Below are 21,733 nucleotides of genomic sequence, written 5' to 3' on the forward strand. Positions count from 1 at the left end.
GTGTGTCGTATATCCGTGCGGCCGGTCTAGGCCTGCGGTGGATGGTGCAGACCCAGGTTTTCGTAGATTTCCAGCGTCGCCGTGGAGTTGTTGAGCGTGATGAAGTGCAGTCCGGGCACTCCCTCGGACAGCAGCCGGGCGCAGAACTCCGTGGCGAACTCGATTCCGATCGAGCGTACAGCGGTCGGATCGTCCTTTGCTGTGAGGATCCGCTCTTTCAGGACGGAGGGGATGATCGCGTTGCTGAGCTGCGGGAGCCGCTCGAGCATCCGCACGCTGGTCACGGGCATGACCTCGGGAATGACGGGGGTGTCGCAGCCCGCCGCGTGGACTCGGTCACGCAACCGCAGATAGGACTCCGGCTGGAAGAACATCTGGGTGATGGCGTAGTCGGCGCCGGCGCGGCACTTGTCGACGAAGCGCGTGACGTCGGAGTCCCAGTCGGCGGAGCGCGGGTGCATCTCGGGGAAGGCCGCGACGCCGACGCAGAAGTCGCCCGACTCCTTGATGAGCCGGACGAGTTCGGCGGCGTAGGTCAGGCCTTGCGGGTGCGCCACCCACTCGGCCATCGGGTCGCCGGGCGGGTCGCCGCGCACGGCCAGGATGTTGCGGATCCCGGCGTCGGCGTACTGGCCGATGATGTTGCGCAGTTCCGCGACGGAGTGGTCGACCGCGGTGAGGTGGGCGACCGGAGTCAGTGTGGTGTCCGCGACGATCTGCTGGGTCTCCTTGACGGTGCCCGCGCGGGTGGAGCCGCCGGCGCCGTAGGTGACGGAGACGAAGTCCGGGGCGACCGCCTCGACCCTCCTGAGCGCGCTCCACAGGTTCCGCTCACCCTTGGGGGTCTTCGGCGCCGAGAACTCGAAGGAGTACGTCGTCTTGCCCGCGGCGAGCATGTCACGCACCGTGCGTGCGCGGTCAGTCCTGGTGGATGCGGTTCCTAGGGCCATACCGGCAGGTTAGCCAGGGGGCAGCGGTCACCCAACCGGATCACGGAAATTTGCCCGTTTTGTCGACTTGTTGTCCACCCCTCGGACACCGGGCCGATCATGTGACCGCCGAACATCAGCACCTCACGCTGTGTCACTCAACCGCTTCGCGAACTCAGCGGCGGCCGCGCCCGGGTCGTCCGCCTCGGTGATCGCCCGGACGACCACGACCCGGCGGGCACCGGCCTCCAGGACCTCGTCGAGGTTGCCGAGGTCGATGCCGCCGATGGCGAACCAGGGGCGGTCGGTGCCGAGGGCGGCGGTGTACCGGACCAGGTCGAGGCCGGGGGCGTGCCGGCCGGGCTTGGTGGGGGTCGGCCAGCAGGGGCCGGTGCAGAAGTAGTCCACGCCGTCCTGGACGGCGGCCGCGGCGGCCTCCGCCTCGGCGTGCGTGGAGCGGCCTATGAGGATGTCGTCGCCGAGGATCGCGCGGGCGGCGGGAACGGGCAGGTCGCCCTGGCCGAGGTGCAGCACTTCGGCGCCCGCCGCGTGGGCGACATCGGCCCGGTCGTTGACCGCGAGGAGCCTGCCGTGCCGCGCGCAGGCGTCGGCGAAGACCTGGAGATGTTCCAGTTCCTCGGCCGCCTCCATGCCCTTGTCCCGCAGCTGCACGATGTCGACGCCCCCGGCCAGGACCGCGTCCAGGAACTCGGCGAGGTCGCCCTGGCGCTTCCGGGCGTCCGTGCAGAGGTAGACGCGGGCGCCGGCGAGCCGGTCACGGGTGGTGTCGGGCATGCGTGAGTCTCCCCCGGGTTCGGTGGCGTACGGGCCGTGCCGGACCGTGGCCGTGGCCTCGGCGGTCACGGCCCGTACGCCGGTGTGGTTCGGATCAGACGGCGAGCGCCTGGGCCCGGCGCTTCACCTCCGTGCCGCGATTCTCGCTCAGGGCCTGCGCGGGGGTGCCGGGCAGGCTCTCGTCGGGCGTGAAGAGCCACTCCAGCATCTCTTCGTCGGTGAAGCCGTCGTCCCTCAGGAGCGTCAGGGTCCCGGCCAGGCCCTTGACGACCTTCTGCTCGACCCCGTCGATGAAGGCGGCGGGGACGTGCAGCGCGCGGTTCTCACCACGGCGTACGGCGATGAGCTGGCCGTCCTTGACCAGCTGCCGCACACGCGTCACCTCGACATCGAGCATCTCTGCGATGTCGGGGAGGGTGAGCCAGGCGGGGACGAGAGCATCGATCTTTGCATCAATCTCGGTCACGGGATCAAGCGTGCCATCCCGCACTGACAGTCGGAAGCCGGGGCGCCCCCGACGGAGGAACAGGGGGCTCGATTGCCGGGTGCCGACTGCCACGGACGCGAAGGACGTCCTAGTCGTCGTGCACCGCCGGACTCCGCCCAGTAGGTCACAGCGACTGCCCGAGCCTCCCTGTGATCGTCTACGCAGTCGCCGCCTTCAGCGGCCTCGCCGGGTCCGCCAGCAGCTCCGGGTCCATCTCCGCGCCCGCCTCGATCAGGCGGCGGCCCTGGGCCAGGTCGCGGGGGCGGCCCACCGCCAGAAGGGCCACCAGGCGGTTCTCGCGCAGCCAGCACACCGTCCAGGCGGGGCCCGACGGCTCGCCGCGCCACAGCGTCGTGTCGGCGGACGCGTGGTGGCCGGCGTACTGGACGAAGCGGCCGAACTGCTCGGACCAGAAGTACGGGACCGGGTCGTAGACCGTGCGGGTCTCGCCCAGGATGTCGGCGGCCACCGTGCGGGGGCCCTGGAGCGCGTTGTCCCAGTGGTGGACCAGCAGGCGCTCGCCGTACCTCCCCGAGGGGAAGGAGGCGCAGTCGCCGACCGCGTAGACGTCGGGCACGGAAGTGCGCAGCCGGTCGTCGGCGACGACCTCGCGGTGGGCGCCGAGTTCGATGCCCGAACCGGCGAGCCAGGCCGTGGCGGGCCGGGCGCCGATACCCACCACGACCGCGCCCGCGGCCACCCGGGAGCCGTCGTCCAGGACGACAGCGCCGGGTTCGACGCGCTCCACGCGCGCGTGTGTGCGCAGCACGGCACCCGCGTCGGCGTACCAGGAGGTCATCGGCGCGGCCACCTCGGCGGGCAGCGCGCCCGCGAGCGGCCGGTCGGCGGCTTCCACGACCGTCACCGCGCAGCCCGCCTCGCGCGCGGCGGTGGCGAACTCGGCGCCGATCCAGCCCGCGCCGACGACCACGATGTCGTGCTGCCGGGCGAGCACGGGGCGCAGCCGCTCGGCGTCGTCCAGGGTGCGCAGCAGATGCACGCCCGGCACACCCTCCGCGCCGGGCAGCCGGATCGGTTCGGCACCGGTGGCGAGGACCAGGGCGTCGTACGGGACAGGCCCGGCCTCGGTGTCCAGTTCGTGCGCTTCGGGGCGTACGCCCAATGCCTCGCGGCCGAGCAGCAGTTCGATGCCGAGGGCCTCGAAGTCCACGTCGAAGGCGGAGCCCTCGGCCTTGCCGAGCAGCACGGCCTTGGACAGCGGCGGTCGGTCGTACGGCTGATGGGGCTCCGCGCCGATCACCGTGACCGTGCCCTTGAATCCCTGTTCGCGCAGGGCGACCGCGGTCTGCACGCCGGCCATGCCCGCGCCGACCACGACCACCCGCCGCTGCGCCTGCGTCTGCTCGCTCATTTGATCACCCTAGTCACCTGACAGTCAGTCAGTCAGGAGTCGTGCTCAGTGACCTGTTCCACAACACTCGTCCCGCTGCCCGACTGCGACTCCCACTCCCACGTCTCCTCCAACCGCAGCCGGCCGTCGGGAAGCTCCGCGACCGTCGAGACGCAGTGCCCGGAGGATGTCGTTCCGTCGTGCTTGAGCTGTACGTACCGGAAGTCGAGACGGTCCCCCGCGCGCGTGCCGACGAGATGTCCGCGTACGACGTCACCACCCGCGTACTCGGCCCAGATCTGCCCGTCCTTCTCGTGGTAGGTGAACCGGGTCCGCGTACCCACCTGACCTGGGGCCTGATCGGCCACCGGGGCGAGGACGAGACCGTCGAGCGAGCGGGGCATGGCGGAAGGCTCCCTTACAGAGGCGCACGGGCACGGGCTAGGGTGGCCAACGTAGAGCACTCGCGGGAGCCCGGACGCACCGGGCTGAGAGGGAGACTGGCGGCCTCCGACCGTACGAACCTGATCCGGGTCATGCCGGCGAAGGGAGGGGCTGGACGCCCATGTCCTCACGTACGTCAGACGTCCTCGTCGTCGGGGGCGGCATCATCGGCCTGGTCACGGCCTGGCGGGCCGCGCAGCGCGGACTCACCACGACTGTCGTGGACCCCGAACCGGGCGGCGGGGCCGCCCAGGTGGCCGCCGGGATGCTGGCCGCGGTCACCGAACTGCACTACGGCGAGCACACCCTGCTGGGGCTGAACCTCGCCTCGGCCCACCGCTATCCCGACTTCTCGGCCGAGCTCACCGATCTGACCGGTCTCGACCTCGGCTACCGCCGCTGCGGCACGCTCGCCGTGGCCCTGGACGCCGACGACCGTGCCCACCTGCGCGAACTGCACGCCCTCCAGCGGCAGTCGGGGCTGGAGTCGGAGTGGCTGTCCGGCCGGGAGTGCCGACGCCTGGAGCCGATGCTCGCACCGGGGGTGCGGGGTGGACTGCGGGTGGACGGCGACCACCAGATCGATCCACGGCGGCTCACGCGCGCGTTGCTGGCCGCGTGCGAGCAGGCGGGTGTCGTCTTCCACCGCGCGTGGGCCAAGGGCCTCCGTGTCGCACGGGACCGGGCCGCGGGGGTCGGCACGGCCGACGGCGACGAGCTGGGCGCGGGCCAGGTGGTGCTCGCCGCCGGAAGCCTCAGCGGCCGCCTCGAAGGGGTCCCCGCGGACGTCCTGCCGCCGGTACGGCCCGTGAAGGGCCAGGTGCTGCGGCTGACCGTGCCTCCGCGCTGCGCGCCTTTCCTGAGCCGCACTGTGCGGGCCGTGGTCCGCGGCAGCCAGGTCTACCTGGTGCCGCGGGAGAACGGCGAGCTGGTGATCGGCGCGACCAGCGAGGAGCTGGGCTGGGACACGACGGTGACCGCGGGCGGGGTGTACGAGCTGCTGCGGGACGCCCACGAACTCGTCCCCGGCATCACCGAGCTGCCGCTCACGGAGACCCGCGCGGGACTGCGCCCGGGCTCCCCGGACAACGCCCCGCTGCTCGGGCCCACGGAACTGACCGGGCTGGTCCTCGCGACCGGCCACTACCGCAACGGCGTGCTGCTCACGCCGATCACCGGGGACGCCATGGCGCACGTTCTGACGACGGGTGAACTCCCCGACGTGGCAAGCCCGTTCACTCCGAGGCGATTCGCCGCCACGGAACTCCTGGAGCAGCCGGCATGAACATCTCCGTCAACGGGGAGCCGCGGGAGTTCGCTCCCGGCACGGCCCTCGACACCGTCGTGCGGGCGCTGACGCCGGCGCCCTCCGGGGTGGCCGCCGCGCTCAACGAAACCGTCGTCCCGCGCGCGCAGTGGCCCTCGACGCCCCTCTCCGAGGGAGACCGCGTGGAAGTCCTCACCGCCGTCCAAGGAGGCTGACCCATGGCCGACGATCCCTTTGTCATCGGCGGTACGTCCTTCTCGTCCCGGCTGATCATGGGCACGGGCGGAGCGCCCAGCCTGGATGTGCTCGAGCGGGCACTGGTCGCCTCCGGCACCGAGCTGACGACGGTCGCGATGCGGCGTGTGAACCCCTCGGTGCACGGCTCGGTGCTGTCCGTACTGGAGCGGCTCGGCATCCGGGTGCTCCCGAACACGGCGGGCTGTTTCACCGCCGGAGAGGCCGTCCTGACGGCCCGCCTCGCGCGTGAGGCGCTCGGCACCGATCTGGTCAAGCTGGAGGTCATCGCCGACGAGCGCACCCTTCTGCCGGACCCGATAGAGCTGCTGGACGCGGCGGAGACCCTGGTGGACGACGGCTTCACGGTGCTGCCGTACACGAACGACGACCCGGTGCTCGCCCGGAAGCTGGAGGACGTGGGCTGCGCGGCGATCATGCCGCTGGGCTCACCGATCGGCTCGGGCCTCGGCATCCGCAACCCGCACAACTTCCAGCTGATCGTCGAGCACGCGCGTGTGCCGGTGATCCTGGACGCGGGGGCGGGTACGGCGTCGGACGCGGCCCTGGCGATGGAGCTCGGATGCGCGGGTGTGATGCTCGCCTCAGCGGTGACGCGGGCGCAGGAGCCCGCGCTGATGGCGCATGCGATGCGGCACGCGGTGGAGGCGGGACGGCTGGCCTACCGGGCGGGGCGGATCCCTCGACGGCACTTCGCCGAGGCGTCGTCTCCGGTGGAGGGCAGGGCGGTACTGGACCCGGAGCGGCCTGCTTTCCAGTGACCTGACGTGGAGCCTGGGGTGAGGGGGGTGATCCCCGTGCCACACCTGCCCCCCGACCGGCAACTCCGTGCGATCTGCGTCACAGCTACGCTGCAGTCCCGCCTCGATATCGGCCGAACCGGACGGGCTGTCAGCGTCGGCTCGTACACTCACCTGCGTGGATACGACCCTTCAGGACCCGCTGGTCGGGCAGGTGCTCGACGGCCGCTATCGCGTGGACGCGCGGATCGCGGTCGGCGGCATGGCCACGGTCTACCGGGCCCTGGACACCCGTCTGGACCGCGTGCTCGCGCTCAAGGTGATGCACCCCGCGCTCGCGGCGGACGGGTCCTTCGTCGAGCGGTTCATCCGGGAGGCCAAGTCCGTCGCCCGGCTCGCCCACCCCAACGTCGTGCAGGTCTTCGACCAGGGCACCGACGGGTCGTACGTCTATCTCGCCATGGAGTACGTCGCCGGGTGCACCCTGCGCGACGTGCTGCGCGAGCGCGGGGCCCTGCAGCCGCGCGCCGCCCTGGACATCCTGGAGCCCGTGCTCGCCGCGCTCGGCGCCGCGCACCGCGCGGGTTTCGTGCACCGGGACATGAAGCCGGAGAACGTCCTGATAGGGGACGACGGCCGGGTCAAGGTCGCCGACTTCGGACTCGTGCGGTCGGTCGACACCGTGACCACCACCGGAGCCGTACTGGGCACCGTGTCCTATCTCTCGCCCGAGCAGATCCAGCAGCCGGGCACCGCGGATGCCCGCGTCGACGTGTACGCATGCGGTGTGGTCCTGTACGAGATGCTGACCGGCGACCGCCCGCATGACGGCGACTCCCCCGCCGTCGTCCTCTACAAGCACCTCCACGAGGACGTCCCGCCGCCCTCGGCCGTGGTCCCGGGGCTGCCGTACGAACTGGACGAACTGGTCGCCTCGGCCACCGCCCGCACCCCGGACCTGCGTCCGTACGACGCCGTGGCGCTGCTCGCGCAGACCCGCGAGGCACATGGCAGGCTGAGCGCCGACCAGCTGGACGCGGTACCGCCGCAGGCGCTCGCGGCGGAGTACGCGGGCGCCGAGAACCGCACGAGCGTGATCCCGCGCACCCTGACTGTGCCGCGCCCCCTGCCGGTCAACGAGGACGAGCCGGTGTACCACCGCACCAGCCGCCTGGAGAGCCCGCCGCCCCCGCCTTCCCGGCGCGGCCGCTCTTCCGGCGGCCCCCGGCGCGGCCCGCTCCTGATCGTCGCCGCGATCCTGCTGGCCCTCGGGCTCGGGGCGGGCGTCTGGTACATCAACTCCGGACAGTTCACCCAGGTCCCGGCCCTCCTGACGAAGACCGAGGCACAGGCCCGGGACCGGCTGGACGAGGCCGGTCTGGAGACCGGCAAGGTCACGTACGCCTACAGCGACACCGTGAAGCGCGGCACCGTCATCAGCACGGACCCCGGAGTGGGCGCCCGCATACGGAACCACGACTCCGTGTCGATCACCGTCTCCAAGGGCCCGCAGACGGTGAAGGTGCCCGATGTGCAGGGGGACGCGCTGAGCACTGCCAGGACCCGGCTGAAGGCGGAAGGGCTGCAGCCGGGCATGGTCACCCGGGAGTTCAGCGACGACGTACCGAAGGGTTTCGTGATCAGCACGGATCCCGAGGACGGCACCACACTGCGCGCCGGCTCGGCGATCGCGCTCACCGTCAGCAAGGGTGCCCCGGTCGACGTCCCGGACGTCACCGGCGAGGACCTGGCCGACGCCAGGGCCGACCTGACGGAGGCCGGTCTGAAGGTGAAGATCGCCACCAGTCGGGTCAACTCCGAGTACGACGCCGGCCAGGTCGCCGAGCAGACCCCGGCCGGCGACAGCCAGGCGGCCGACGGTGACACCGTCACCCTGACGATCTCCAAGGGCCCCGAGATGATCGAGGTCCCGGACGTCACCGGCGACAGCGTCGACGACGCCAAGTCCGAACTGGAGGCCGCGGGCTTCCAGGTCGACGAGGACCGCGGCCTGCTCGGCCTGTTCGGCGACACGGTGAAGAAACAGTCCGTGGAGGGTGGCGACACCGCCCCCAAGGGTTCGACCATCACGATCACCATTCGCTGACCAGCGCGAAGGGTGTGATGCGCGCAGCACACCCCACCCGCGCACGCGCCGCGGGCCATGGCACCCTTGACCGGTGACAACTCAGCGCAACCCCGTCGGCGGCCACGTCCCCGTGGCCGGCGGCCTGCACTCCGTCGGCCTGTCGTACGCCCGTGACCTCGACGCCGAGACCGTGCAGGTCTTCGTCGCCAACCCGCGCGGCTGGGCCACCCCCGTCGGAAACCCCCGCCAGGACGAGGCATTCCGCGAGGCCTGCGCGCAAGAGGCGATACCGGCGTACGTCCACGCCCCGTACCTGATCAACTTCGGCTCGCACACCGAGGCGACCGTGGAGAAGTCGGTCGATTCGCTCCGGCACTCCCTCCGGCGCGGACGCGAGATCGGCGCGCGAGGCGTCGTCGTGCACACCGGCAGCGCGACCGGCGGCCGCGACCGTTCCGTGGCCCTGAAGCAGGTGCGCGAGCACCTGCTGCCACTCCTCGACGAGCTCACCCACGACGAGGACCCGTACCTGCTCCTGGAGTCGACGGCCGGCCAGGGCGCCTCCCTCTGCTCACGTACCTGGGACTTCGGCCCGTACTTCGAGGCCCTGGACGCCCACCCGAAGCTGGGCGTCTGCCTGGACACCTGCCACATCTTCGCGGCCGGCCACGACCTCACCGGTCCGAGCGGCATGCACCAGACGCTCGACCTCCTGGTGGAGACCGTCGGCGAGGGCCGCCTGAAGCTCATCCACGCCAATGACTCCAAGGACGTGGTCGGCGCCCACAAGGACCGCCACGAGAACATCGGCTCCGGCCACATCGGCGAGGACCCGTTCCGCGCCCTGATGACCCACCCCGCCACCGCGGGCGTACCACTGATCATCGAAACGCCCGGCGGCAAGGAAGGGCACGCGGCGGACGTGGAGCGGCTGAAGAAACTCCGGGACGGGTAACACACGGACGGGGCCGTCCGGGCCGCGGTCCAGGTGGCACTGGCCGCCGACACCCTGTCACTGGTCATGCCGTGGTCCACCAGCACCACGCGCACTGACCGTCACAGCTCGGGGCCGTCCCCCGGCTGCTCCTGGTACGAGTACCGCTGTTCCTTCCAGGGATCGCCGACGTTGTGATAGCCGCGCTCCTCCCAGAAGCCGCGGCGGTCGGCGGTCATGTACTCGACGCCGCGGACCCATTTGGGCCCCTTCCAGGCGTACAGATGGGGGACGACCAGCCGGAGCGGAAAGCCGTGCTCCGCGGTCAGCAGTTCCCCGTCCTTGTGGGTGGCGAGGATCGCGTGTTCGGACGCGAAGTCCTCGAGACGGAGGTTGGAGCTGAAGCCGTACTCGGCCCAGACCATCACGTGGGTGACCGCCGGCGCGGGCGGGGCGATCTCCAGGATCGTGCGGGCGGGAATGCCGCCCCATTCGGCACCGAGCATGCTGAACTTCGTCACGCAGTGCAGGTCGCCCACGACGGTGGTGTACGGCAGCGCCGTGAACTCCTCGTGGTTCCAGCAGTGTTTCTCGCCGTCCGCGGTGGCGCCGAAGACCCGGAACTCCCAGCGCTCGGGCCGGAACTTGGGGACCGGGCCGTAGTGCGTGACGGGCCAGCCACGCTGCAGTCGCTGCCCCGGCGGAAGCTCGGAGTGCGCCGCTTCTCCGCTCTCACGCTCCACCGGCTGACCCATGCCTTCCATCCTGACAGACCCGAAGCGATGCACCTGACCAGCCCTCGCCCAATTCATCCCACATTGGACTAAGCATGCCCTTACTTACTAAGTGGAGACTTACTGGACGATCATCTTCGCCGGTGCGAGGATGCGGCGCAGCCTGCCAGTTCCCCACGGTTGGAAGGAGCCTCTGCGATGCAGGGCGACCCCGAGGTCATCGAATTCCTCAACGAGCAGCTCACGGGCGAGCTCACCGCGATCAACCAGTACTTCCTGCACGCGAAGATGCAGGAGAACTTCGGCTGGACGAAGCTCGCGAAGTACACGCGGCACGAGTCTTTCGACGAGATGAAGCACGCCGAGGTGCTGACCGACCGCATTCTCTTTCTGGAGGGGCTCCCGAACTACCAGCGGCTGTTCCACGTGCGCGTGGGCCAGACCGTCAAGGAGATGTTCGAGGCCGACCGGCAGGTCGAGGTCGAGGCCATCGACCGCCTCAAGCGCGGGATCGAGGTGATGCGCGCCAAGGGCGACATCACGTCGGCGAACATCTTCGAGTCGATCCTCGCGGACGAGGAGCACCACATCGACTATCTCGACACGCAGCTGGAGCTTCTGGAGAAGCTCGGTGAGGCGCTCTACATCGCGCAGCTGATCGAGCAGCCGGAGAGCTAGGCCTGAGCTAGGCCGCCTCGTCGAGTCCGGTCAGGACCTGCTTGCCCGGGTCGGCCGGCTCCCGGCGGGGGAAGGCGCCTCGGCCGAGGAGGGCCTGGATCCGACGTACACAGGATCCACAGTCCGTCCCGGCCTTGCAGGCGGAGGCGATCTGGCGGGGCGTACAGGCGCCGTTGTCCGCATGCCGCTGGACCTGCGCTTCGGTCACTCCGAAGCAGTTGCAGACGTACACGCGGATTCACCTCCCGCAGAGATCGATAAGGATAACCTAACCTTACCCGGCGCTCAGGAACCGCAAAAGTGGGGCGGGGCGCGGATCGTATGTGATCCGCGCCCCATTCACGTTCCTGTAACAGGTGCCCCCGTCACTGGTCCCTGTACATCTCCGCGACGAGGAAGGCCAGGTCGAGCGACTGGCTGCGGTTGAGGCGCGGGTCGCAGGCCGTCTCGTAGCGCTGGTGCAGGTCATCGACGAAGATCTCGTCGCCGCCGCCCACGCACTCGGTGACGTCGTCACCGGTGAGCTCGACGTGGATGCCGCCCGGGTGGGTGCCCAGGCCCTTGTGGACCTCGAAGAAGCCCTTGACCTCGTCGAGCACGTCGTCGAAGCGGCGGGTCTTGTGGCCGGAGGCCGCCTCGTAGGTGTTGCCGTGCATCGGGTCGGTGATCCAGGCCACCGTCGCGCCCGAGGCAGAGACCTTCTCGACCAGTTCGGGCAGCTTGTCGCGGACCTTGTCGGCGCCCATGCGGACGATGAAGGTCAGCCGACCGGGCTCGCGGTCGGGGTCGAGGCGCTCGATGTACTGCAGCGCCTCCTCGGCCGTGGTCGTCGGGCCGAGCTTGATGCCGATCGGGTTGCGGATCTGCGAGGCGAACTCGATGTGCGCGTGGTCCAGCTGCCGGGTGCGCTCACCGATCCACACCATGTGCGCGGAGACGTCGTACAGCCGCCCGGTGCGCGAGTCCACACGGGTGAGCGCCGACTCGTAGTCGAGCAGCAGCGCCTCGTGCGAGGAGTAGAACTCGACGGTCTTGAACTCCTCCGGGTCGGTCCCGCAGGCCCGCATGAAGTTCAGCGCCTGGTCGATCTCGCGCGCCAGCTGCTCGTAGCGCTGGCCGGAGGGGGACGACTTCACGAAGTCCTGGTTCCAGGCGTGCACCTGGCGCAGGTCCGCGTATCCACCCGTGGTGAAGGCGCGCACCAGGTTGAGCGTGGAGGCGGAGGCGTTGTACATCCGCTTCAGGCGCTCGGGGTCCGGGATGCGGGCCTTCTCGTTGAACTCGAAGCCGTTCACCGAGTCGCCGCGGTACGTCGGCAGCGTCACGCCGTCGCGGGTCTCGGTGCCCTTGGAGCGCGGCTTGGAGTACTGGCCGGCGATCCGGCCGACCTTCACGACCGGCACCGAGGCGGCGTACGTCAGCACGGCGCCCATCTGGAGCAGGGTCTTGAGCTTGTTGCGGATGTGGTCCGCGGACACGGCGTCGAAGGCCTCGGCGCAGTCGCCGCCCTGGAGGAGGAACGCCTCTCCCTTGGCGACGGCCGCCATCCGGGCGCGCAGCTGGTCGCACTCGCCCGCGAAGACGAGCGGCGGATACGACTCGAGGTCCGCGATCACTGCGCGCAGAGCCTCGGTGTCGGGGTACTCGGGCTGCTGCGCCGCGGGCAGGTCTCGCCAGGTGTTGCCAGCGCTGGCGCTGGTCTTAGCGTTCACGGTCACCTCGTCAACATTACGTGGTCGTGTCCGGGGTCCATTCATCTGCTCATCAAGTGAGACGCATTCCGCTCGTACGGGAGCGCCCTCTGCGGCCCCGTACAGGTCAGCGGTCGAAGAGCACCCGGAGCCGGGGACGCCCCCGTTCGTCCGTATACGGCTGTACGCCCGTGGCGTCGCGGGTGGCGCCCTGCATCGCGGTGGCGATGTCGCCGGCGAAGGTCATGGCGACCGCTGCCGGCAGCACGGTGACGTTCTCCACGTCCTCCTCGCCGCCCAGAGCGACGGAGGGGACGTACGCCCAGTGCTGGTCCGGCGCGATCGAGCCGTGCCGGCGGACCGCGTCGACGACGAGCTGGTCGTAGGGCTCCTTGGCGTTGCGCAGCAGTTCGTCCGCGAGGAACGCCTCGAAGCTCGGGGCGATCACCTCCGGGCGAAGCAGGACACCCTCGAGGAAGTGGACCTCGGGGGCGAGACCGCCGCCGGGGAGGCGGCGGTAGGCGTAGGAGTCGCCGAAGGCGGTCTCACCGAAGATCACGAATTCGTCGATCCGGTGGTCCCAGGCGAAGCGCCAGGTGTCGGGCGCGTTCCAGGCGACGACATCGAGCGCGGCCACCGGATGGCCCATGCCCAGGAGCCGGAACGCGCCGTGGTGGACGGTGAACCCGTTGAGGTGGTGCAGGAGCTCGAGGTGGGCTTCCGGAAAGTGCTCGGCGGGCGTTCCCGCCGCCGCCGACGGCTCGGGCCGGGGCCCGATGTGGTCGGCGAGCGACGGGAGTTGCGCGGCGTGCGGCATCACAGTGGCGGTCCTCCGTTGACCGTGAATCCTCGGAGCAGTACTCCGACCCGGGGACCCAGTACACCACCCGCGATGCTGTTGGACTTGCCGGGCATGTCGAGCCAGCCGGCGGGCGGGGTGGCGGTGCCGGAGATCGCCGTGTCGGGGACGTGTCCGGCTTGGCCGGTGTAGGGGGTTCCGGCGCGGGCCGCTCGCAGTCGCTCGGCGCGGGCCAGCGCGTTGGCGTCGGTGCGGAGCTGGCCGGCCGTGCTCTGGATGACCTTGGGCCCGTTCTTGGCCAGCCACTCGTTGGTGCGCTTGGCGTACTCGTGGATGGCGTCGATCTCGGCCTGGGTGGTGGCCTTGGTGAGCGGGATGTCGACGGTCTCGCCCTTGGGCGCGCCCCGCCCGGCGACTGCCTTGATCCTGTCGGCGGCGGCCTTGCCGACCTCGGCGAGCTTGGCGCCGGCCCGGGAGTTGGCGACCGCCCGCCCGGCGGTGGCGACCTTGCCGGTGATGGCGGAGGCGGCCTTGGAGCTGCTGGAGGCGACGGCCTTTCCTACGGCGGTCTTGGCGACGGCGCCGACGACCTTCGGCGCGACGGCCGCGACGCCCTTGCCGATGGCTCCGCCGAGGACGCCCGCGGCGGCACCGATGCCGACCCGGGTGGCGAGTCCGCCGAGCGAGAAGTCGGTCTTGCCCTCGGCGACGTCGACCCCGTATCCGGCGGCGGCACCTGCCGCACCGGCGGCGACCCCGGCGACGACGAGGCAGCCCACGCCGGTGGAGCAGAGCGCGCCGACCGCGATGCCGACGCCGATGCCGACGGCGACGTCCGCGATCAGGCCCTTGTTCTCCTTGGCCCAGTCCCAGGCGGCGGAGGCGCCCTCCTTGACGGAGTTCCACGCCCCGGACAGCGACCACAGGCCGGTCGGGTCGATGTAGACGATCGGGTTGTTGCTGCCGTAGGCGTACGGGTTGAGGGACTGGGTGGAGGAGCTGTCCACGGCCGGGTCGGCGGAGATGAAACGGCCGAGCGAGGCGTCGTAGTAGCGGGCGCCCAGGGCGTTCAGACCGGTGGTCGGGTCCTGGACCTTGCCGAGGAAACCGTGGTCCGTCGGTGGTGAGGCGGAGCCGTGCCGGATGTCCCCGTACGGGTTGTAGTACGTCCGGGTCGCGAGCGAGGTGCCGGCCACGACCGCGACCTGCGCCGAGCCCTGGATGTCGTTCAGCTGCCAGACCAGCACCCCGGTCGGCTGCCGGACGGCGACGGTGATGCCGTCCTCGGTGTAGAAGCGCGTGCCCTTGGAGATGCCGAGGGCGACGGTGATCTCCTGGCCCTCGATGTAGAGGGTGGCCACGCCGCCGGGGGTGATCCGCGCCATGCGGGTGCCGTCGGGGGCGTAGACGAAGTCGGTCTTCTCCAGCAGGGCCTTGGTGACCCTGGTCAGCTCCTGGTTGGCGTTCCACTCGTACGTCGTCGGGACGAGCCCGTCGGTCTTCTTCTTCAGGGCGCCGTTCTCGTCGTACCCGTACGTGCTCGCGCCCTGCTTGGTGACGGCGTGCGGGTGCTCGCTGTCGCCGTAGGTGTAGGTGTCGGTGTCCAGGAGGCTCCGCCGGGAGGCGATGTTGCCGTCGGCGGTGTAGGTCCAGGACTGGTTGAAGCCGGCCGGGCCGTCGTGGACGAGCTCGGAGTCGCTGTCGGAGCAGTCGGTCTCGTACGTCGTCCAGGCGTGCTGGAGACGGGCGAGACCGTCGTAGGTGAAGCAGCTGGCGACGTCCTGGTGGCCGGTCCTGTCGGTGATCGAGTCGAGATTGCCGGCCTGGTCCCAGGCATAGGTGTCGTCCTGCCTGGCCTCCCAGTCGCCGGTGAGGCCGGTCGTCAGGGTCTGTACGCGGGACAGGCGCTGGCTGTCGCTCTCGTACGCGTACACGCGCCGCAGGTCGTGGTGCGGGTTGGCGTAGTCACGCGAGGCGAGCTTGCCGTCGGCGGCGAAGCCGGTGGCGGAGACGTACGGGACCGTGACGTCCTTGCCGGTCAGCGGGTCCTTCTGGACGCCGGTGAGGGTGTCCGGGTTGCCCTGGGCGTCGTAGCTCGTGGTGATCTTCTCGCGTGGGGCGCCGATCACGGCGTCCTCGTACTCGATGCTCACCGTGTGGTCGGCGTCGTCGTAGCCGTAGTTCACGCTGTACGACGACTGGTGCAGGGCGCCGCCGAGTCCGGCCGGGAAGGTCCAGGTACGGCCGGTGGCGCGGCCCCGCTTGTCGTAGCCGTCGACGGCGATCGTGTAGTCCTTGCCGTCGCGGTGGGTGGTCATCGACGCCGGCTGGCCGACCCCGTTGGCGACGGAGGTGGAGTCGTAGGTCCAGCTCGCCGTCTTCTCGGCCCCGTTGGATCGGGTCACCGGGCGGTCCAGCTCGTCGTACTCGGTGGTCAGCGACGGGGTGTCGCCGCCCGCCGCGAGTGCCTTCGCGTCCCAGACCGCCGTCGCGTTTCCGTTGGCGTCGTACGCCGTGCGGGACTTGCCGGCGTCCGGGTCGTCGCCCGTGACGCGGCGGCCGAGCAGGTCGTAGGTGCTGGCGGACACATGCCCGGCGGGGTCGGTCACCGAGGCGACCTGGTCGGCCGGGGTGTAGCTGTAGACGGTCGCCTGCTTGGCGTCGGTGCCCTCCTGCTGGCGGACCTGGCGGCTGCGGGCGTCGGTCCACACGGTGGTGACGGTGCCGCCGGGCGGCGGGGTGGCGCGGACGTGGTCGCCGTAGTAGACGACGCTCGTCGCCCACAGCTCCTTGCCGTCGCCGTAGCGGGCGGAGCGGATGACGCGGCTCATGGAGTCGTAGGTGCGCCGGGTCTCGTCGACCTGGTCGGCAGGGACGGACAGCAGGGCACTGCCCGATGCACCGGCGACGACCACGGGCAGCGACTCGGCGGCGATGTTGCCGATGTCGTCGTAGCGGGTGTCGATGACGACGCTCTTCTTGTCGTCGTCGGTCGAGGCGGGCGAGACCTCCTGGCTCTGCCGGTCACGGCCGAGCGAGTCCAGGTACTTGAAGTTGGTCAAGTAGGTGTCGCCGGACTGGAGTTGGCGGGTGGTCACCAGTGGAGGCCGCCGGTGCTCCGGGTCGAGGAAGTAGGCGTACTTCTGCGCGGGCGGATCGGCGTCGGCCTGGTCGGCCTCGTGGACGGAGACGACCCGGCCGAGCTGGTCGTAGGCGTTCCGCTTGGTGTTGCCGTTGGCGTCCTTGACCGCGACCGGCAGCTGGCGGTCGGGGTCGAGGGTGGTGACCTCGCTCTGGCCGAGGGCGTTGGTCTCGGTGACCGTGGCCGGGCGGCCGGTGGCCGGTGCGTAGGCGGTGCGGTCGGTGTTGCCGCGCCCGTCGGTCTCGGTGACCGTGCGGCCGTACGCGTCGAAGGTCGCCGCCGTGGTGACCGTGCGGGAGACCGCGTCGGGGCCGCTCGCCGTCTCCGCCGCGACCGAGCGCGTGACGTCGCCCTTGGTGACCGTACCGCCGAGGTCGCCGGAGCCGTCGTAGTACTGGTCCTTGCCGTTGATCAGCGCCTTCGGGTCAGCGCAGGTGCCGGAGTAGGCGCGCACGCGGTACGGGAAGGCGAGCATCCAGTTGTCGACGGTGGCGGCCGAGCGGTCGTACGTCGTCTTCGTGCAGCGCACGTCCTCGCCGGCCGTGTCGAGGACCTCGGTGACCTGGCCGTAGGTGTCGTACGTCGTCTTGAGAGAGGTCGTACGAGTGCTGCGCGCACCTGCGTCGGCGGTGACCGTCTCGCGAGTGATCGACTCGTTCTCGACGACCTGGTGGGCGTCGTTTTCCGGGTCGCTCTCGCCCTCCTTCGCCGGGGTGGTGTGCGCGGAGGTGTAGCCGTGCAGGGTGCCGCCGAGCTCGTGGTCGATCGCGCCGGAGGCGGTCACCTGGAACTGCCGGCTCTCCCGCTCCTTGCCGCGCAGATACGCCAGGTCCTTCAGGGAGTTGCCCTGCGAGTCGGTGACCTCGACGGACTTGTGGGAGCCGTCGGCCCTGGTGTCGCCGTCCATGCCGCGGAAGTGCAGGGTGCGGGTGATCTGGGCGGCCCGGGAGGTGTCCTCGCCCCGGTAGTCCGGGTCGGTCATCTTGGCGACGTCGACGCTGCCGTAGCCGCGCCAGTCGCTCCAGGAGCGGCGCTCCGCCTTGGTGACGGGGTCGTCGTCGTGGTGCCAGGCGGGGGTGGACCGGTAGCGGTACTCGGTGGTCTGCGGGGGCGATCCGCCCCCGTTGTCACGGACGGTGACCTTGGTGGTGAGGTACTTGTGCCAGATGCCGAAGCCGGAGGACTCGCCGTTGGTGCGCCAACCCGGGAAGCAGTCCTGGGTGTTGGAGTCGAAGCGGCCCTCGGGCAGGTCGTCGACCGGGCACGGGTTCGGCTGGCCGTAGGTCACGTCGACCCGGCGGCCCAGCTCGTCGACGAACTCGCTGATGCGCAGCTTGCGCATCTCCGGCGCGCCCTCCTGCGGAGCCGCGTCGGCGCGGTTGGCGTACTCCTTGCCGGTGAACTCGACGGCGGGCAGCTTGAGTTCGCCGTCCCCGGCCAGGCCCGTCTGCTGGACCTTGGTCAGCCACAGCATGGCGCTGGTGCCGTCGGAGGGTTCGGGGTAGTCGTAGGTGAAGTCGAGCCGGTCGACGTCCGTCCAACCGCCGTCGGCGTTCGACCGCTGGGCGGTGACGGAGCGCAGGAGCGCGTTCGTGAAGAACGTCGGCGATTTCTGGTCCTCGCCCGTGCAGTCGCCGCTCGCGCACAGGGAGTCGAGCGGGGCGTCCGGGTAGGAGGTCGCGTGGTCGGCGTCGAAGGCCGGGCAGTCTCCGCTGCCGTCGGCGGCCTCGACGCAGCGCAGTCCGGTCGTGAAGTGCAGCCGGGCCGGAGCCTGTTGGTCCTCGGCGCCGGAGCGCTGCGAGTACACGATGTCCTTCAGATGCCCGCCGCGGACGTACGAGGTCGACTTGTCCGGGTCGCCGTTGCGGGCGTAGCGGTTGGTCTCCTGCTCGTAGAAGTAGGTGTTGGAGTTGCCGTGCGCGTCCACGACGCCGTCGAGGTTCCAGCGCCAGGCCTGCGTGCAGTACGAGTCCTCGACGCCGCCGGCGTGGCAGGGCTCGCCCTCGTCGTCGCCGAAGACGGGGACGGTGTAGACGGAGTCGGTCGCGGTGCCGGTGGTGGCCTGCTTGCCGCGGCCGAAGGTGTACTGGGTGCCCTGCGGGGTGGTCACCACCCAGTACTCGCCGTTGTCGTCACCGTTGTCCGCGCCGGTCTTCCGCTGGATCCGCCAGCCCGGGTCCTCCTGGGCACGCCAGCTGTCGCCGCCCGCCGCGGTGTCCTTGACCAGTGCGGACGAGGTGCCCTGGAGGGAGATGCGGTACTCGTCTCCCGCCCAGCACAGGTCGCCGGTGTCACCGCCGTCGTCGGCGCAGCCGTTGTAGCGGCGCTCGATGTAGGGCAGGGCGAGGTCCCAGCCCTGGCCGACCCAGGACGGCTGGTTGTTCTCGGCGGCGACCATGCCGTCGACGGCCTGCGAGGAGTAACCGAGGCTGATGTCGGGGGCGTCGCCCGCGATCGCGGGGACCTGCGGGAGCGGCAACGACCAGGAGAAGTCACCGGAGTTGAGGCCGACCTGCCACTTGCTGGAGGAGGCGAGGGTGGTGGCGGTGGCCGATCCGGTCTCGCCGTTGGGCGCGGCGGCGACCACGAACACCGTGTCCGGGTCGGCGGCCACCTCGGCGGAGAGCGTGTGCGTGGTGAGGTCGATGCGGCTCTTGACCGGCGCACTCTGCTCGCACTTCGCGGCGCGCGGTGTGGTCAGCGCGCAGGCGGGCTTGGCGATCAGGCGCAGCCGGGTCTCGAAGTCGGCGCCGAAGGCCTGACGGAAGCCGGAGGTGTCGACCCGGACGCCGACCCGGTCGGCGGGCTGTGCGGCTTCGAGGGTGAAGGCCGTGGCGTGGCCGCCGAGTTGGCGAGCTGTGCCGTTGCCGTACGCCGTGATGTCGACGGTGTCGGGAGCGGCGCCGCGGTTGCGGGGCGCGGTGACCGACACGGCGGTGCCGGCGGCGCGGGCCGGCTCGGTGCCGACGCTGACGGTGTCCTCGCCCGCCTCGGGCCAGTCGACCTTCGCCGCCTTGGCGGCGGCGAGGGGTCGGCCCTGGGGGTCGACGGGTCTGGTGTCGAGCCGGGCGCCGGCCCGTAACGCGGTGCGGTCGATCGTGGTCACGGATCTCTCGGCGTCGGCGACCGAGGTGGTCTGCCCCGGTGCGGCCCGGGCGATCACCGGCTGCAGGCCCGACAGGCCCAGTGCCAGGACGACCGCGGCGACACAGGATGACCGAAAACGCTTCATGAGTCCCCCTCCACCCGTAAAGCCCCAAGCGTCACGAAAGGATCATGGGCACGTCAAGGTTGAGTCTGAGACATTCCTGTGAAGGAAAAGGGTGTAAGATCCGCGCCATGTACGCGCACTCGACCCAGAACTGGTGGTGGACCGCTCATCCGGCGGCCCACTGACAAGCGCGTACGCAAGACTTCGCGAAGGCCGCCCGAGGGGCGGCCTTCGGTGTTTCCGGGGTCGTTCCTCACCGCCATTGACAGAAGACGGACGAGGAATCATGGACCTGAACCAGCTCCTGCACGACGACCGCCCTTTCGCCCTGCTCCGCCGCCGCACCCCGGGCCACGACGAGAACACCGTCGAACTGCTCGTCGGCTCGGTCAGCACCTACGACCGTCTCGCCGACCTCCCCGACGAGGGCCTGGCGCTCGTACCCTTCCGTCAGATCCGCGAGCGCGGCTTCGACGTGCGGGACGACGGGACGCCGCTCGCGGTGCTGACGCCCGAGCAGACCCACGCCCTCTCTCTCACGGAGGCCCTCGCGCAGCTTCCCGCCCACGACGTCCGTGTCGAGAACGGCGGCTTCGACGTGGCCGACGAGGAGTACGCCGAGATCGTCGGACGGGTGCTGCACGAGGAGATCGGGCGCGGCGAGGGTGCCAACTTCGTGATCCGGCGAACCTACGAGGGCGGGATCCCGGGGTTCTCCCGCGCGGACGCGCTCGCCCTGTTCCGGCGGCTCCTGGAGGGCGAGCGGGGCGCGTACTGGACCTTCGTCGTGCACACCGGCGAGCGGACCCTGGTCGGCGCGAGCCCGGAGGTGCACGTCCGGATGTCCGGCGGGACCGTCGTCATGAACCCGATCAGCGGGACGTACCGCTATCCCGCCGAGGGCCCCACCCCCGAGCACCTGCTCGACTTCCTCGCCGACGGCAAGGAGATCGAGGAGCTGTCGATGGTCGTCGACGAGGAGCTCAAGATGATGTGCACCGTCGGTGACATGGGAGGGGTCGTCATCGGGCCCCGGTTGAAGGAGATGTCCCACCTCGCGCACACCGAGTACGAACTGCGCGGGAAGTCCTCGCTGGACGTGCGGGAGGTCCTGAAGGAGACCATGTTCGCGGCCACCGTCACCGGTTCGCCCGTGCAGAACGCCTGCCGGGTCATCGAGCGGCACGAGGTCGGCGGGCGCGGGTACTACGCCGGCGCGCTGGCGCTGCTCGGCCGGGACTCCGGCGGGGCGCAGACCCTCGACTCCCCCATCCTCATCCGCACCGCGGACATCTCCACCGACGGCCGCCTCAAGGTCCCCGTCGGCGCGACCCTCGTGCGCGGCTCGGACCCGGTGAGCGAGGTCGCGGAGACCCACGCCAAGGCGGCGGGGGTACTGGCGGCTCTCGGCGTACGACCGTCCCGGCCCCGTGCGGAGCACCCGCGCGTGAGTCTCGCCGACGACCCACGTGTGCGTGCCGCGCTCGACGGGCGGCGCACGAACCTCGCCCCCTTCTGGCTGCGGATGCAGGAGCGGTCGTACGGGCTCGAAGGGCACGCCCTCGTGGTCGACGGCGAGGACACCTTCACCTCGATGCTGGCGCATGTGCTGCGCTCGGGCGGACTGGACGTGACCGTGCGGCGCTACGACGAACCGGGCCTGAGGGACGCCGTGCTCGCGCACGAGGGGCCCGTCGTCCTCGGCCCCGGTCCCGGCGATCCGTCCGACCTGGACGACCCCAAGATGCGGTTCCTGCGTGACCTGACCGCGCTCGTCGTCCGCGGCCACCGGCACGGCGTCCTCGGCGTCTGCCTGGGCCACGAGCTGATCGCGGCCGAGCTGGGCCTGGAGATCGTACGGAAGGAGGTGCCGTACCAGGGGGCGCAGACGGCCATCGACCTGTTCGGGCGGCCGGAGACGGTCGGCTTCTACAACAGCTTCGTGGCGCGCTGCGACGACGAGGTGGCCGAGGAGCTGGCCGCGCACGGGATCGAGGTCAGCCGGGCCGGCAACACCGAGGTCCATGCCCTGCGCGGACCCGGGTTCGCGGGGGTGCAGTTCCATCCCGAGTCGGTGCTGACACTGAACGGCGCCGCCGTCGTTCGGGAGCTGGTGGGTCAGCTGCGGGGCACCAGCACGTCCGGGGGCGCCTGCCCCCGGACCCCGCTTCGGCCCTGAACTCGCCG

At 70.7% G+C, this 21,733-nt stretch carries 18 protein-coding genes and 1 riboswitch; of the genes, 8 read left to right on the forward strand and 10 right to left on the reverse strand.

Going from position 1 to position 21,733, the window contains the following annotated elements:
• Nucleotides 1-26 precede the first annotated feature (26 nt).
• From metF to QF027_RS13475, 5 genes are all read right to left on the reverse strand, one after another.
• Nucleotides 27-950, reverse strand: coding sequence for a methylenetetrahydrofolate reductase [NAD(P)H] (metF, locus tag QF027_RS13455; protein WP_306982739.1), 924 nt, complete (start codon nt 948-950; stop codon nt 27-29).
• Between the two features lie 123 nt (nt 951-1,073).
• On the reverse strand, nt 1,074-1,724 hold the full coding sequence (gene thiE, locus QF027_RS13460) for a thiamine phosphate synthase (RefSeq protein WP_307074706.1): 651 nt from the start codon (nt 1,722-1,724) through the stop codon (nt 1,074-1,076).
• A gap of 94 nt (nt 1,725-1,818) precedes the next feature.
• Nucleotides 1,819-2,190, reverse strand: coding sequence for an Rv2175c family DNA-binding protein (locus tag QF027_RS13465; RefSeq protein WP_057618538.1), 372 nt, complete (start codon nt 2,188-2,190; stop codon nt 1,819-1,821).
• Nucleotides 2,191-2,368: 178 nt separating this feature from the next.
• Nucleotides 2,369-3,583, reverse strand: a complete 1,215-nt coding sequence (locus tag QF027_RS13470) for an NAD(P)/FAD-dependent oxidoreductase (protein WP_306982734.1) — start codon at nt 3,581-3,583, stop codon at nt 2,369-2,371.
• A gap of 32 nt (nt 3,584-3,615) precedes the next feature.
• Nucleotides 3,616-3,966, reverse strand: a complete 351-nt coding sequence (locus QF027_RS13475) for a hypothetical protein (protein WP_307074708.1) — start codon at nt 3,964-3,966, stop codon at nt 3,616-3,618.
• A 52-nt stretch (nt 3,967-4,018) separates the two neighbouring features.
• Nucleotides 4,019-4,130: riboswitch (TPP riboswitch) on the forward strand.
• On the opposite strand from QF027_RS13475, the gene thiO reads away from it, so the two are divergent.
• The 5 genes from thiO (at nt 4,128) to QF027_RS13500 (ending at nt 9,312) form a co-directional block, all read left to right on the forward strand.
• Nucleotides 4,128-5,291, forward strand: a complete 1,164-nt coding sequence (gene thiO, locus QF027_RS13480) for a glycine oxidase ThiO (RefSeq protein WP_307074711.1) — start codon at nt 4,128-4,130, stop codon at nt 5,289-5,291. Its footprint overlaps the riboswitch before it by 3 nt.
• The gene (thiS, locus tag QF027_RS13485; RefSeq protein WP_306982728.1) at nt 5,288-5,488 is read left to right on the forward strand and encodes a sulfur carrier protein ThiS; all 201 of its coding nucleotides are present in this window, start codon (nt 5,288-5,290) and stop codon (nt 5,486-5,488) included. Before thiO ends, thiS begins: the two co-directional genes overlap by 4 nt.
• Nucleotides 5,489-5,491: 3 nt before the next feature.
• Nucleotides 5,492-6,289: a thiazole synthase gene (locus QF027_RS13490; protein WP_306982726.1), complete on the forward strand. Its 798-nt coding sequence runs from the start codon at nt 5,492-5,494 to the stop codon at nt 6,287-6,289.
• A 157-nt stretch (nt 6,290-6,446) separates the two neighbouring features.
• Nucleotides 6,447-8,375, forward strand: coding sequence for a Stk1 family PASTA domain-containing Ser/Thr kinase (gene pknB / locus QF027_RS13495; RefSeq protein WP_307074713.1), 1,929 nt, complete (start codon nt 6,447-6,449; stop codon nt 8,373-8,375).
• A gap of 73 nt (nt 8,376-8,448) precedes the next feature.
• Nucleotides 8,449-9,312, forward strand: a complete 864-nt coding sequence (locus tag QF027_RS13500) for a deoxyribonuclease IV (RefSeq protein ID WP_307074715.1) — start codon at nt 8,449-8,451, stop codon at nt 9,310-9,312.
• 101 nt (nt 9,313-9,413) lie between these two features.
• Here the strand turns inward: QF027_RS13500 and QF027_RS13505 are convergent, their stop codons facing one another.
• Entirely contained in the window at nt 9,414-10,046 is a 633-nt protein-coding gene (locus QF027_RS13505; protein ID WP_266565942.1) for a sulfite oxidase-like oxidoreductase, read from the reverse strand.
• 177 nt (nt 10,047-10,223) lie between these two features.
• Here QF027_RS13505 and bfr point away from each other — a divergent pair, with 177 nt between their 5' ends.
• Entirely contained in the window at nt 10,224-10,703 is a 480-nt protein-coding gene (bfr, locus tag QF027_RS13510; protein ID WP_007381448.1) for a bacterioferritin, read from the forward strand.
• A gap of 7 nt (nt 10,704-10,710) precedes the next feature.
• Here bfr and QF027_RS13515 read toward each other — a convergent pair whose 3' ends face one another.
• The 4 genes from QF027_RS13515 to QF027_RS13530 form a co-directional block, all read right to left on the reverse strand.
• The gene (locus QF027_RS13515) at nt 10,711-10,935 is read right to left on the reverse strand and encodes a (2Fe-2S)-binding protein (protein WP_307074717.1); all 225 of its coding nucleotides are present in this window, start codon (nt 10,933-10,935) and stop codon (nt 10,711-10,713) included.
• A 133-nt stretch (nt 10,936-11,068) separates the two neighbouring features.
• Nucleotides 11,069-12,421: a class II 3-deoxy-7-phosphoheptulonate synthase gene (locus tag QF027_RS13520; protein WP_306982711.1), complete on the reverse strand. Its 1,353-nt coding sequence runs from the start codon at nt 12,419-12,421 to the stop codon at nt 11,069-11,071.
• A gap of 100 nt (nt 12,422-12,521) precedes the next feature.
• On the reverse strand, nt 12,522-13,211 hold the full coding sequence (locus tag QF027_RS13525; RefSeq protein WP_307074720.1) for a T6SS immunity protein Tdi1 domain-containing protein: 690 nt from the start codon (nt 13,209-13,211) through the stop codon (nt 12,522-12,524).
• Entirely contained in the window at nt 13,211-19,567 is a 6,357-nt protein-coding gene (locus QF027_RS13530) for an RHS repeat-associated core domain-containing protein (RefSeq protein WP_307074723.1), read from the reverse strand. Before QF027_RS13530 ends, QF027_RS13525 begins: the two co-directional genes overlap by 1 nt.
• 107 nt (nt 19,568-19,674) lie before the next feature.
• Here QF027_RS13530 and QF027_RS49600 point away from each other — a divergent pair, with 107 nt between their 5' ends.
• A complete protein-coding gene (locus QF027_RS49600) occupies nt 19,675-19,731 on the forward strand; it encodes a trp operon leader peptide (RefSeq protein ID WP_225886213.1) in 57 nt (18 codons plus the stop codon).
• Nucleotides 19,732-19,832: 101 nt separating this feature from the next.
• Nucleotides 19,833-21,725, forward strand: coding sequence for an anthranilate synthase family protein (locus QF027_RS13535; protein ID WP_306982705.1), 1,893 nt, complete (start codon nt 19,833-19,835; stop codon nt 21,723-21,725).
• Nucleotides 21,726-21,733: the final 8 nt, after the last annotated feature.

It is taken from the genome of Streptomyces canus (assembly GCF_030816965.1).
Lineage (GTDB): Bacteria > Actinomycetota > Actinomycetes > Streptomycetales > Streptomycetaceae > Streptomyces > Streptomyces canus_E.

Coding starts and splice junctions, on each gene's coding strand:
- metF (WP_306982739.1), bottom strand. CDS start 950: ATGGCCCTAGGAACCGCATCCACCAGGACTGACCGCGCACGCACGGTG.
- thiE (WP_307074706.1), bottom strand. CDS start 1,724: ATGCCCGACACCACCCGTGACCGGCTCGCCGGCGCCCGCGTCTACCTC.
- QF027_RS13470 (WP_306982734.1), bottom strand. CDS start 3,583: ATGAGCGAGCAGACGCAGGCGCAGCGGCGGGTGGTCGTGGTCGGCGCG.
- QF027_RS13475 (WP_307074708.1), bottom strand. CDS start 3,966: ATGCCCCGCTCGCTCGACGGTCTCGTCCTCGCCCCGGTGGCCGATCAG.
- thiO (WP_307074711.1), top strand. CDS start 4,128: ATGTCCTCACGTACGTCAGACGTCCTCGTCGTCGGGGGCGGCATCATC.
- thiS (WP_306982728.1), top strand. CDS start 5,288: ATGAACATCTCCGTCAACGGGGAGCCGCGGGAGTTCGCTCCCGGCACG.
- QF027_RS13490 (WP_306982726.1), top strand. CDS start 5,492: ATGGCCGACGATCCCTTTGTCATCGGCGGTACGTCCTTCTCGTCCCGG.
- QF027_RS13505 (WP_266565942.1), bottom strand. CDS start 10,046: ATGGGTCAGCCGGTGGAGCGTGAGAGCGGAGAAGCGGCGCACTCCGAG.
- bfr (WP_007381448.1), top strand. CDS start 10,224: ATGCAGGGCGACCCCGAGGTCATCGAATTCCTCAACGAGCAGCTCACG.
- QF027_RS13525 (WP_307074720.1), bottom strand. CDS start 13,211: ATGCCGCACGCCGCGCAACTCCCGTCGCTCGCCGACCACATCGGGCCC.
- QF027_RS13530 (WP_307074723.1), bottom strand. CDS start 19,567: ATGAAGCGTTTTCGGTCATCCTGTGTCGCCGCGGTCGTCCTGGCACTG.
- QF027_RS13535 (WP_306982705.1), top strand. CDS start 19,833: ATGGACCTGAACCAGCTCCTGCACGACGACCGCCCTTTCGCCCTGCTC.